The organism is Herpetosiphonaceae bacterium, from assembly GCA_036374795.1.
Lineage (GTDB): Bacteria > Chloroflexota > Chloroflexia > Chloroflexales > Kallotenuaceae > LB3-1.
In genome coordinates, this window is sequence record DASUTC010000057.1 from 1 (window position 1) to 12,349 (window position 12,349).

Consider the following 12,349-nt stretch of genomic DNA (forward strand, 5'->3'; position numbering starts at 1 on the left):
CTTGGCCTCGCCGAGCGTCCGGGGATGATAGAGCCAGGTAGCGTGCCACTGGGGAACGCTCGTGGTGGTGCTGGGCGCGAAGGCCAGCAGCGACAGACCCAACAGCGAGGCGCTCAGCGCGCCGATGATAATGCGCGTAACCTTCATAATCGATGTCTCCTTAGGCGACTAAAGTACGGCGACTGAGCTTAGTGGTGGGTGTAGCGATACATGCTGTAAATATCGTTCCAGTCGTGCGAGTTGGTGTAGTAGCCGTTGCCTGCCCAGTAGCCGAGGCCCATGCAGCTCCCGGTGTTGGAGTGGTCGAGGCCGAAAGCGTGGCCGATTTCCTGGCAGAAGACGCCGCGTTTGTAGCCGGAGCTCATCGAGTAGTAGTAGTTGATGCGCGCGTGAGCGTGCAGAATGTGGCTGCCGCTGTAGTTCATGATCTGGGCTAGGCCGGCCCAACCGGTGGCACCATAGTTGCCGTCGAAGACATGAACGTCGGTGTGCGAACCGATCTGCGGGTTGTAGAGGATCGTATTGCTGCTCCAGTCGTTGATCGCGCCGCTCGCCTCGGCCCGATAGGAGGCCGTGTTATACATGTTGATGGTGACAGACGAGCCGTAGCGGTTCCAGTGCCACGAGCCCCAGCGATGGGCGAAGGCCTCGGTACCGACGAACAGGTTGGCAATCACGAGGAGTGCGATTGCGACCGGAGTGGCGAATCGTTTCATGATACATTCCTCCAAGCAACGGATCAGGGTTCCTGATGGGGGTTCCACACCAGGGCTGGACGATGGGTGTGATCAGGTTGGGCAGAGATGGTCTGTGCTAGTGCTCCTTCCTGAGGATGAGCGTGGAGTAGCCGGGATTGGGTATGTGGTGCTTCTTGTCCTCTTTTTTTACACGATTTTAACCGGTACTTCTAGGAGTACTATGGTACTTGCTATCGTGTAGTACTTCAGGTTTCGATCACCAGGACCAGACGTGCGCGGGGGCAGCGAAGCGCCGCGCGGTGCCCACCCGGCGGCGGGTCGCATCGGCGGTGCGAGGACAAGATGGTACGGGTTAGCGGTGACAATCGCGACGGCAGTTTGTCGATCGGGATGATCGGACAGGGCGCAGCGCCTACGAGGATCGAGCACGCGCCTTATCTGGCATTGCGGTGTCATCGGCGTGCTGATGCAGCGGTAGCCGCACCGTAAAGGTGCTGCCCTGGCCTTCAGCGCTCTGCACGTCGACAGAGCCGCCGTGGAGCGTCGCGATCTCTTTGACGACGTACAGGCCGATGCCGGTGCCACTGATATTAGCTGCGGCGCTCGTCGGCGCGCGATAAAACGGTTGAAAGAGGCGCGGTTGAGCGGCGGTAGGAATGCCGATGCCCTGATCCGATACGGCTATCGACACCTGGCCCGCCTGCTCCAGCACCTCCACATGGATACAACCGCCGCACGGGCTGTACTTGAGCGCGTTTTGCAGCAGATTTTGCAGCACTTCTTCCAGCCGCTGCGGATCGCCGTCGATCAGCAGGGCGCGATCGGGACAGCTCAGCGTCAGCGCATGGCGCTCAAGCATCGGCTCCAGGTCCGCCACGATCCGCCGCACGAAGCCAACAATGTCCATCACCTGACGATGCACGCTTAAGCGTCCGGCGCGCAACCGTCCAATATTGAGCAGATCCTCGATCAGGTCGTGCAGGCGCCTGGTCTGGGCCGCGACGATCTCCAATCCCTGGTGATCGCGCCGGCTCAGGGTGTAGGGCGGCTCCTGCGTCGCGCGACGCAGCAGCATTTGCGTAAAGCCGAGCAGCGAAGTCAGCGGCGTCTTGAGTTCGTGGGCGGCGATCGAGAGAAAATCGTCGCGCGTGCGGAGCGCCGCTTGCGCCTCGCGGTAGAGCCGGGCGTTATCGACGGCGAGCGCCGCGCGGCTAGCCAGATCCTCAGCCAGGATCAGATCCTCCGGCGTATAGTGTCGTCCCGGTGTGTCGATGATGAAGGTGAGCGTGCCCAGGATGCGGTCGCGGGCGATCAGTGGAACGCACATCGCCGAGGATGGGCCTAGGCTCCCCAGCAGACGCAGATGATCGTCGTCGCATGCTTCAGCGGCCAGTGTCTCGTCGGAGATCTCGGTCAGCAGCATCGGCTGGCCTGAGCGCAGCACACTGCGCGCGGCGCAGGCGCGCGGGCGGTAGGGCCACAGATCCTGCGCCATCGCCACTTTCGCCGGGTCGCGATGGGCCACGACCAGGCTTTGCGGCACGCCGTCCTCCTCCAGAACATCGACGATACACCAGTCGGCGAGCGTGGAGGCAACCAGGCTGGCGATACTTTGCAGCGTCGTCTCGTAGTCGAGCGAGCGGGCAAGCACGCTGCTGGCTTCGACCAGCAGGCGCTCGCGCTCCTCGGCGCGTCTGCGCCCGGTAATATCCATCATCACGCCGCGCATCCCGACCGGCTTTCCCGCCGCGTCATAGATAGGGGCGGAGCGCACCTCGACCCAGATCGTGCGTCCGTCGCGCGTGATCCAGCGAAACTCGCTCCCGCTCGCGTCAGTCGCGCTAAAGACCTCATTCGCCCGCTGCACCGCGTACGCGCGATCGTCGGGATGCACGATCGACAGCCAGAAGTTGGGCGTTTCCAGCCACTCCTGCACACTGTAGCCCAGCATCGTCTCGACATAATCGCTCACGAAGTCGATCTGCTGCGTGGCCGCGTCGGGCTGGCCCCAGGCTTCCCAGACCACGCCCGGCACGGTTGTCAGGATCGTCCTGAAGCGCTCGTGCTGCTGCTGCACCAGCGCTGCCAGCCGCCGCTGCTCGTTCTCGGCCTCGACGCGCTCGGTGATGTCGCGGGCGATCGTCGAAGCGCCGATGATCGTGCCGGTAGCGTCTTTGATCGGCGAGATCGTCAACGCTACCTGAATCGGCGTGCCGTCTTTGCGCACGCGCAGCGTCTCGTAGCGCTCGATCCGCTCACCCTGCCGCAGCCGTCCAAGGAGACGCGGCAGCTCATCCGGCAGATCGGGCGGCACGAGCAGCGCGATCGAACGACCGATCACCTCGTCGGCGCGATAGCCATAGATCCGCTCGGCGCTGGCATTCCAGCTTACAATCGTCCCGTCCAGATGCTTGCTGATGATCGCATCCTCAGATGACTCGACGATCGCCGCGAGCTGAAGCCGGATCGCCTCGTGCTCCCGCTGAGCCGTCACATCACGCGCCACGAGGACGACATGCGCGCTGCCGCGCCACACGACGGGGTCGGCCTGCGCCTCTAGCCAGCGCCAGGAGCCATCGGCGGCGCGCTGCCGAAAGGTCAGGCGCTGTGCGGTTCGCGTGAGCGCCGCCCACTGTGCCTGGACGGTCGCGCGGTCGTCGGGGTGGACCAGCGCCAGGAGCGACGTGCCGACGAGGTTGGCTGATGAGCCTGTGATCGCCCGTCGGTAGGCCGGGTTCAGATCTACGATCGCGGCGTGCTGATTGAGGATCGCGACCAGATCACTGATCTGCTCAAGAATCGAAAGGCCGGGCGCGTCGGGCCGTACCCTGCGGGCCGGTGGGAGCGAGCCGATTGAAAAAAGACCCGGTCGAGGCGGAGAGGATCTACGTGAATATCGGGGCATAGCATCCTCCGCGTACGGCTAACCATATCCTATAGACCATGCTATATCGTTTAAGCTGCGCGAGCAGGCTGTGTTGGCAGGAATTACGCGGGCTGAAGCAACTTGCAATAGTGTGCCGCCCATGCTGCCGATTGACCGCGCCGCGCACAGCAGGCAGCACCGGCTGCTCTGCTGCCGCAAGCCGAGATCTCCTGGCTGGAAGCTTGGCCGCGTAACTCCTGTGATTAAAGGGCACCAGCTTGAGGCATAGATGTAATACAGGGTTGTTTGCGGTAGCTGTAATCATAACACAGCGGCCACACATTGTATATCGACCTGATTGGCTGGGCGCAGATAGGACTCCTGTACTTATCGGCGTGATCGGCGCGAGTCCACGGCTCCGGCAGCCTCGATCGAGGCTGCCGATTGTCGCCGCTTAGTCGCGCCAGGCGCGCTGAAACTTACGCACGCCGGTGCCGTTGAGCACGCCGCCATGCCCAAAGCAGATCGCCCGTGGCTCCAAGGTCGCCAGCTTTGCCAGCGAGCGCCGACCCTCCGGCAGGTCGTCATACACGACGCTGTAGCCGACGCCAAAGATATTGCTGCAAGCGTCACCGGCGAAGAGGAGGCCGCCGTCGCTGCGCAGCAAGAAGGCGGTATGGCCCGCGCTGTGGCCTGGCGTGTGGATCGCTTGCAGCCCACCCGCGATCGGCAGCACATCGCCGTCGCAAACCTCGTGCTCGATCGTCGTCGGGGGTACGTGCGGCAGTATATTTTTGATGAGCATCCGGTACACGATCTGGTTGCGCAGGCCCGGCGCAACCTTCGATCGGACCATCGGCGTGGTGCCGCGCACCACCTCGGCATCAGCGCGATGCATCCAGGCGGCAGCCCCGGTCTGCTGCTTGAGCGCGGCCAGACCTCCCGCGTGGTCGGGGTGGCAGTGAGTCAGGACGATGTTGGTTATGTCGGTGGGCTGCCTGCCAAGCTGGCGAACGGCGTTCAGGATCGGCTGGGCGCTGCTCTCTCTGCCGGTATCAATCAGCGTGAGATGGGAGCCGTCTTCGATCAGGAAAACGTTGACCGCTGCGATGGTCATGGCGTACACGTGGGGGAACATCGATTTAAACGTAGGTGGCATGACGTGCCTCGTCGTGGTCAAGCGGCAATACATTTGATCGCGCTGTGGTGAGCATTGATCTGAACGGCTCGTTACATGATGTTCTGGTCGCTGCCAGACGACGTCCAGAGCGAGTACTGGTCAGTCATGGTTGTCTCCCAGTGTGCGCATAGACGAAAGTGTACCAGAATCTCATCATTCGCTGCGTCAGGCGGTGAGCGCCGATCAAGCTATCGAGTAGAGATCCCTGGCTACATCTGCTGGCTCTTGTAGGCGGTCAGGCGAAACGTCTGGATGATCTTGTAGAACGTCGGCGTGAGCTGCTCGGCTTTGGCGATCGACGCGGTGATCGTGACGATGATCAGGCGATGCTCGTTTGCCAGCACGTACTGCGTCGCCGTGACCGTACGGCCCTCGGTCGTGCGCATGCGATACTGGATCGCCTCGGCGTCGGCACTGGGGTGCGGAATGCGTGTGTGCTTCACCGGCTTGACCGTGAACGGCATCGCTTCGAGCGCCTTGATGGCCTGCCGAACCATCAGATCGAACGGCACCGCCTGTGGGAGCGGCTGGACGATCACGTTCATACTGGCCGGGATCGTGCCGCTCTGCGCGGCTTCCATACAATCGCAGGCGACGAGCTTGATGCCACCGGCGAGGAGATCGCCCGTGGAAGCGCCGAAGTTGCTCATCTCAGGGATCTCGCGCTGCATGCGCTCGATCAGCTCGTCGGCGTCTTCCTGATCCAGATCGGCAACCTCCCACTGAGGCGGCAGCGCAAAAGTAAAGCCGACCGCCGATTTATCGTACGCATTCCATCCGGCGGGCGCGGCGATCTCCGGCGCGTGGGGCGTGGTCGTCGGCGCGGCGGTTGGCGGCAGCGGCGTTGCGGTCGGCGGATTGGGCGTGGGCGTTGCCTTTTGGGGCACGGGCGTTGGCGCGGGCGGCGCGGCGGTTGGCGTTGAGGTTGCGCCGACCGCGACCTGGCTGGGGGTGCGTCCAGGGGCGCAGGCTGTCAGGAGAAGCAGGAACGATCCCAGCGCAAGCAGAGCACAGGCGGAACGACGGGTCATCGAAGATGCTCCTTGGATCAACGCATGCGGCGCATGGCGTAAACGAGCGACACATGGGCGATCGAATGTGTCCTGAGCAGGCTACCGCGCGGCGCTGGATTCCGCCAGGTTTCAAGAGTCATGAGCGGATCGGGCTATTCGGGCGAGTCGGATAAGGTAGAGTTCGAGTGGAACTTACTTCTATAAATGAGATTCGTGATCAGTGGAGCTACGCTCAAACCAGAAACGCAAGAGAAGTAGAGAAGTATGGATAGCCTCAAGTCTTTGCTCGCTCAGAATCTTAGATAGACAAGCAGTGGAGTTAGCGCCATACGATGTTGAGGTTGCGTGTAGCGGTTGTACTACTCGGCGAACAATTCAGCCAGGACGGCAAGAACATGAGTTTGACTCTGCTCATCGATCCGTCCGATCCGTCGCACGAGGCGCGCTTTATCAACCGTCCGAATCTGATCGAGGACGATTTGACCTTCTTTCCCTTGAAAGTGGCATTCCACGCGCGATGGATATGCTTGTCCTTTCGTCGTCATCGGCGCCACGATCACCGTCGCGATATAGCGATTCATCTCATCCGGCGAAATGATAAGGCATGGCCGTGTTTTCTTGATTTCACTCCCAATGGTTGGATCGAGGTTGACCAGGTAGACGTCGAAGCGCTTGACTACCATGACCACTCATCCTCGTCCCAGGCGCTTGCTTGCAGGACATCGCTATCGAGCAACTGGTCATCCCCCTGCTCTGCCATGCTCTGAAACGCTTGATCCCATCCTTCTCGTGTCCGGCGTGCTGGGCGGATGACAATCTGGTCGGATTGCAATTCTAGCTCGACTTCTTCCCCCAACTGCATTTGTTCCAAAAAGAGTCTTGGGATACGGACGCCTTGCGAGTTGCCGATCCTCACGATGCGGGTCTTAAATACAGTGTTCATGCCGACCTCATTCCATGGATCTCAGCAGCGATCTGTAATTACATTGTACTTACACCAATAAACCATGTCAAGTAGCGTGCGTGTCATATATGAATAGCGAGCACGAGCAGCAGATGGGAAGATCCTGAGGCGCGAGGTTTTACAGCCAGAGGATGGCTGCTGAGCACCGCGCTCTGGCGTTTTCGCTATCACGCTCGGCATCCACTTCACGCGCTAGAACAAGCTGAGCTGCTCCGGCGGCGGATCGTCCACGCCCAGCTCGCGGCAGACCTGATCGAAGCCGTCTTTGCCGACGCGCACGCGCTGCGGGCCGAGCACCCGCCGCAGCGTCTCGATCACCGCCGCCGCCTGCTCGTCGCCGTCGTGGAGATAGTCGCCGTAGCCGTGCTGGTGGTAGAGCTGAGCAGCCAGGGCGCGCGTCTTGCCGCCCGATCCGCCGTCATCGCGAAACGTGGAGACGACCACCCAATCGACCGCCGGATCGAGCAGCGCGGCCAGGCGCTCGGCGTCGCACGGCAGCAGCGGCGCGATGCTGGCCTGGGTGGGAATGCCCGCCTCGCGCACCCTGCGAATCGCGTCGAGGCGCGCACCGATCGGCGCGCAGGCAGGCTCGAAGATGCGCCGAACTGCCTCGTCATCGGTGGTGATCGACATGCACACGGCCACGCGACCTGATAGACGGGCGAAGAGATCGATGTCGCGTACCACCAGCGGCGAGCGCGTCTGGACCGTCAGCAGCCGGGGCGGGTAGTCGAGCAGCGCCTCGATACAGGCGCGGGTCAGCGACAGCCGTCGCTCGATCGGCTGATACGGATCGGTGACGGTCGACATATACACGTTCTTGCCCCGCAGCTTGCCGCGCTTTCCTGCGGCGCGCAGCAGAGCAACTGCGTTGGATTTGGCCGTGACCCAGCGGCCCCAGGTACGCCGCGCGTCGTCGTTGAAGACGAAGGCGGGCGCGTAGCAGTAGCTGCAATTGAAGGAGCATCCACGGTACGGATTCAGGCTATAGTGAAAGCCGGTATCTGGCACCGCGACGCTGGTAAAGCCGCGTGTTGCGGTCAGGATGCTACGCGCCTCGACGGCATTCACCGCCAGCCGTCCTGGCATCGGCTGTCGCTCGATCGTTGTCGTCATGCGCTAAAGTATAGCACGAATGTACTGATCTGGCCCAGGCAATCGGCGGTGCTGGCGATCATGAAGGCCCTATCGCAGTGAACCCATCGTGTGTAGCTGGTGTGTTTAACATGCGGGTTTTGAGCTGTGTGTAGCCCGATACCTTGATATGCTCATGCCTCGATGAGTTGACATACCCCGGCAATTATTTTATATTGTCTTTAACTTTTCGAGGGTATGTACCTTAGCAGCCGCTATCTTCTTTCACGATCCTGTATCCCATCGAGCGCTGGAGAGATCGCAGCCGACTGTGAGGCTAGGGATGCAGCGTCATCACGAACACCATGATTAATTGGCCCCCCAATGAACGGATCAGCCGTTAACTTAACGCCGCGCTATGCCACATTGGTTGAGCTTACACGTGGTCGCGCGGCGCGGCAGCCGGATCGGTGCGGGTACACGTTCCTCGCCGATGACACAACCAAAACAAGCAGCCTGAGCTATGCCGAACTCGATCTGCGCGCCAGAGCGATCGGCGCGTGGCTGCAACAGGCAGACGCGGCAGGAACATGCGCGCTCTTGCTCTACCCGCCGGGCCTGGACTATATCGCCGCGTTCTTCGGCTGCCTGTACGCCGGAGTCGTGGCGATCCCCGCCTATCCTCCGACCTCTGCCCGCCTGGACCGTGCGCTGCCGCAGCGGCTACGTGCGATCGTGCGTGATGCACAGCCGCGTATTGCCCTGACCACAGAGGCTACCGCTGCGCTGGGCGCGGCGCTCGCGGCACAGGCAGCCGATTTTCAATCGCTGCATTGGGTGCCAACCGATAGTCTGGCCGACGGGCTGGCCGACGAGTGGCGGCCACCCGCGCTGAGCGGCGACACGCTGGCCTTTGTGCAGTACACCTCCGGCTCGACCGCCGCGCCCAAGGGCGTGATGCTGACCCACGCCAACCTGCTGCATAACCTGGCGCTGATCGAGCACGGCTTCGGGCACACGCCCGACAGCCGGGGCGTGATCTGGCTGCCGCCGTACCACGACATGGGCCTGATCGGCGGGATCTTGCAGCCGCTCTACGCGGGCTTTCCGGTGACGCTCATGTCGCCGCTGGCGTTCTTGCAGCGCCCGCTGCGCTGGCTCGAAGCGATCTCCGACTTCAAAGCTACCACCAGCGGCGGGCCGAACTTCGCCTACGATCTGTGTGTGCGCAAGATCACCCCGGAGCAGCGCGCGACGCTCGATCTTTCAAGCTGGCGGGTGGCCTTCAATGGCGCTGAGCCGGTGCGCGCCGAGACGCTCGATCGTTTTGCGGCCACGTTCGCGGAGTGCGGCTTCCGGCGCGAGGCGTTCTATCCGTGCTACGGTCTGGCCGAGGCCACGCTGATCGTCTCCGGTGGGCGTGTGGACGCGCCGCCGACGGTGCGGGAATTCCAGGCTGCGGCGCTCGCAGAGCATCAGGTTGTCGCGGCGGCAGGCGACGATCGAGCGACACGCATGCTGGTCGGCTCCGGCGAAGCGCTGCCCGATCAGCAGGTGCGGATCGTCGATCCCGACACGCTGCGTCCGTGTCCGCCGGATCGCGTCGGCGAGATCTGGGTGGCCGGGCCGAGCGTCGCGCAGGGCTACTGGAACCGCCAGGAAGAAACTGAGCGCTCGTTCCACACGACGATCGACGGCGATTCGCGAACGTTCCTGCGCACGGGCGATCTGGGCTTCCTCCACGACGGCGAGCTGTTTGTTGCGGGGCGCTTGAAAGACCTGATCATCATCCGTGGCCGCAACCACTACCCGCAGGACATCGAGCACACCGTGGAGCGCAGCCATGCCGCGCTGCGTCCGGGCGCTGCGGCGGCCTTCGCGGTCGACGTGGACGACGAAGAGCGGCTGGTAGTTGTCTGCGAGGTCGAGCGCCAGCAGCGTCATGCCGACATCGCACAGGTGGCCGGGTCGGTGCGTCAGGCGGTCGCCGAGCAGCACGAGCTGCAAGCCTACGCGGTGGTGCTGCTGAAGCCCGGCGGCATGCCCAAGACCTCAAGCGGCAAGATCCAGCGCCACGCCTGCCGCGCCGCGTTTCTGGCCGGGACGCTGGACGCGATCGGCAGCAGCGTCCACGAGGCAACCACACAGCCGGAGCCGACGATCGATCTGCTGCCCGCCGATCTGCTGGCGCTGCCGTCGGCGTCGCGCCAGGCGGCGCTCGAAGCCTATCTACGGTCGCAGGTGGCGCGGGTGCTGCGCGTCGTACCGGATTCGATCGATGCGCACCAGCCCTTGAGCGGCCTGGGCCTCGACTCGCTGATGGCGGTCGAGCTGCAACATACCGTCGAGGCTGGCCTGGGGATCGTCGTGCCGATGGCGGCGTTTCTGCAAGAGTGGAGCATCGGCCAGCTTGCCGCCGACATTGGCGCGCAGGCAGCAGCGGGCACCGCCCAGCCGATCGAGCCGGTCGCGCCAACTGGCGCGCATCCGCTCTCGGCGGGGCAGCGCGCGCTCTGGTTTCTGCACCAGCTCGCTCCGGAGAGCGCCGCGTACACGATCGCGCAGGCCGTGCGGGTGCGGGGCGCGCTCGACGCTGCGGCGCTGCAACGGGCCTTCGCGCGGCTGTCCGAGCGTCATGCCGCGCTGCGCACCACTTTTGCCGATCGCGCGGGAGAGCCGGTGCAGCAGATCGACACCGAGCCGCAGATCAGCTTCCAGATCGAGGACGCGACTGGCTGGAGCCTGGAGATGATTCACGAGCGGCTGAGCGCGGCGGCGCGGCGGCCCTTCGATCTCCAGCGCGGGCCGCTGCTGCGGATCAATCTGTTTAGCCAGGCGACCGGGCACGTGCTGCTGCTGGCGATCCATCACACCATCGCCGATCTCTGGTCGCTGGATCTGCTGATGCATGAGATGGGCCTGCTCTATGCCGCCGAGCGCGCGGGCTATGCAGCGCCGCTCGCGCCGCTCGCGCTGAGCTACGTCGATTATGCGCGCTGGCAGGCGCAGATGCTTGCCGGTGCCGAGGGCGAGCGGCTCTGGTCGTACTGGCGGGATCACCTGGCCGATGCCGCGACAACGCTCGATCTGCCCACCGATCGTCCGCGTCCCGCCGTGCAGAGCTATCGCGGCACGACGCGCGCCTTTGCGCTCGACGCCAGCCTGACGCAGCGGCTCAAAGCGCTCTCGCAGACGACGGGCGTCACGCTCTACACGACGCTGCTGACGGCCTTTCAAACGCTGCTGCATCGCTACACCGGCCAGCGCGACATCCTGGTCGGATCGCCGACGACCGGGCGCAGCCGGGCCGAGTGGGCCGGGCTACTCGGCTACTTCGTCAATCTACTGCCGATGCGGGCCGACTTCGGGGGTCATCCCACGTTCCAATCGCTGCTGGCGCAGGTGCGGCAGACCGTGCTCGGCGCGTTCGCGCACCAGGATTACCCGCTGCCGCTGCTCGTGGAGCGCCTACAGCCCGATCGCGATCCGAGCCGCCACCCGCTCTTCCAGGTCGTCTTCGCGCTCCAGACCACGCAGGCGCGGCAGGATGGCGTCGGCGCGGCGACGCTGGGAGCGCCCGGAGCGCGGCTGCGGCTGGGCAGCCTCGATCTTGAATCGGTCGCGCTCGATCAGCAGATCGCGCAGTTCGACCTGACTCTGTTCATGTGGGATCAGGGCGATCGGCTCAGCGGCGCGGTGGAGTACAACACCGATCTCTTCGACGCCGCGACGATCGCACGCATGGTGGGGCATTTCCAGACCTTGCTGGCAAGCATCGCGGCCAACCCGGAGCAGCCGATCGCCCATCTGGCGCTGCTGACGGAGGCCGAGCAGCAGCAGATGCTCGTCGAATGGAACCGCTCCGAGGCCGAGTATCCGCGCGCCGCCGCCGTGCATACGCTGATCGAGGTGCAGGCGGCGCGCACGCCCGACGTACTCGCGCTCGTCTTCGATGGGCAAGCGCTGAGCTACGCCGAGCTGAACACGCGGGCGAATCAGCTCGCCCACTATCTGCGGGCGCAGGGCGTCGGGCCGGATGTGCTGGTGGCGCTGTGTGTCGAGCGCTCCTTGGAGATGATCGTCGGCATGCTGGCGATCCTCAAGGCGGGCGGCGCATATGTGCCCCTCGATCCGGCGTATCCCGCCGAGCGCTTGCAGTACATGCTGTCGCACAGCCGCGCGCCCGTGATCCTGACCCAGGCTGCGCTCGTCGAGCGCCTACCGGAACATCAGGCGCAGGTATTTTGCCTCGACGCCGACTGGGAGCGCCTCGCCGCGCAGCCAACCACCAATCCTCCCCGTGTGGTCTTGCCCGACCACCTGGCCTATATCATCTTCACCTCCGGCTCCACGGGCCGACCAAAGGGCGTGATGGTCACGCAGCGCGGCCTGATCAATCTGGTCTACGGTCTGCGCGCCTACTTCGCCGATCCCCAGGTGCAACGCACCGGCCTGATCACCTCGATCAGCTTCGACATCTCGGTCAACCAGATCTTCCCGACGCTGATCTTTGGCCGCACGCTGCACGTTATTCCCGATGCGGTCAAGCTCGAC

Annotated in this window: 8 protein-coding genes; 1 reads left to right on the forward strand and 7 read right to left on the reverse strand. The window is 63.8% G+C overall.

Going from position 1 to position 12,349, the window contains the following annotated elements:
* Positions 1-188: 188 nt before the first annotated feature.
* The 7 genes from VFZ66_03675 to VFZ66_03705 form a co-directional block, all read right to left on the reverse strand.
* A complete protein-coding gene (locus tag VFZ66_03675) occupies positions 189-716 on the reverse strand; it encodes a hypothetical protein (protein ID HEX6288260.1) in 528 nt (175 codons plus the stop codon).
* 394 nt (positions 717-1,110) lie between these two features.
* Positions 1,111-3,603, reverse strand: coding sequence for a PAS domain S-box protein (locus tag VFZ66_03680; protein ID HEX6288261.1), 2,493 nt, complete (start codon positions 3,601-3,603; stop codon positions 1,111-1,113).
* A gap of 415 nt (positions 3,604-4,018) precedes the next feature.
* Positions 4,019-4,723, reverse strand: coding sequence for an MBL fold metallo-hydrolase (locus tag VFZ66_03685; protein ID HEX6288262.1), 705 nt, complete (start codon positions 4,721-4,723; stop codon positions 4,019-4,021).
* Between the two features lie 230 nt (positions 4,724-4,953).
* Entirely contained in the window at positions 4,954-5,775 is an 822-nt protein-coding gene (locus tag VFZ66_03690) for a hypothetical protein (protein ID HEX6288263.1), read from the reverse strand.
* A gap of 341 nt (positions 5,776-6,116) precedes the next feature.
* Positions 6,117-6,440 carry a type II toxin-antitoxin system PemK/MazF family toxin gene (locus VFZ66_03695; GenBank protein ID HEX6288264.1) on the reverse strand — a complete coding sequence of 108 codons (324 nt, stop codon included), beginning with the start codon at positions 6,438-6,440 and terminating at the stop codon, positions 6,117-6,119.
* Positions 6,434-6,700 (reverse strand): AbrB/MazE/SpoVT family DNA-binding domain-containing protein, encoded by a 267-nt coding sequence (locus VFZ66_03700; GenBank protein HEX6288265.1) that lies wholly within the window; start codon positions 6,698-6,700, stop codon positions 6,434-6,436. The genes VFZ66_03695 and VFZ66_03700 overlap by 7 nt, the downstream gene beginning before the upstream one ends.
* 213 nt (positions 6,701-6,913) lie before the next feature.
* Positions 6,914-7,837 carry a radical SAM protein gene (locus VFZ66_03705; protein HEX6288266.1) on the reverse strand — a complete coding sequence of 308 codons (924 nt, stop codon included), beginning with the start codon at positions 7,835-7,837 and terminating at the stop codon, positions 6,914-6,916.
* A gap of 342 nt (positions 7,838-8,179) precedes the next feature.
* Between VFZ66_03705 and VFZ66_03710 the strand changes: the two genes are divergently transcribed.
* Positions 8,180-12,349: AMP-binding protein (locus VFZ66_03710; GenBank protein HEX6288267.1), on the forward strand; the 4,170-nt coding region annotated here is incomplete at its 3' end.

Bases quoted from the DNA above. Each gene is read 5' to 3' on its own strand.
- VFZ66_03685 (HEX6288262.1), bottom strand. From the start codon at position 4,723: ATGCCACCTACGTTTAAATCGATGTTCCCCCACGTGTACGCCATGACC.
- VFZ66_03690 (HEX6288263.1), bottom strand. From the start codon at position 5,775: ATGACCCGTCGTTCCGCCTGTGCTCTGCTTGCGCTGGGATCGTTCCTG.
- VFZ66_03675 (HEX6288260.1), bottom strand. From the start codon at position 716: ATGAAACGATTCGCCACTCCGGTCGCAATCGCACTCCTCGTGATTGCC.
- VFZ66_03700 (HEX6288265.1), bottom strand. From the start codon at position 6,700: ATGAACACTGTATTTAAGACCCGCATCGTGAGGATCGGCAACTCGCAA.
- VFZ66_03695 (HEX6288264.1), bottom strand. From the start codon at position 6,440: ATGGTAGTCAAGCGCTTCGACGTCTACCTGGTCAACCTCGATCCAACC.
- VFZ66_03705 (HEX6288266.1), bottom strand. From the start codon at position 7,837: ATGACGACAACGATCGAGCGACAGCCGATGCCAGGACGGCTGGCGGTG.
- VFZ66_03680 (HEX6288261.1), bottom strand. From the start codon at position 3,603: ATGCCCCGATATTCACGTAGATCCTCTCCGCCTCGACCGGGTCTTTTT.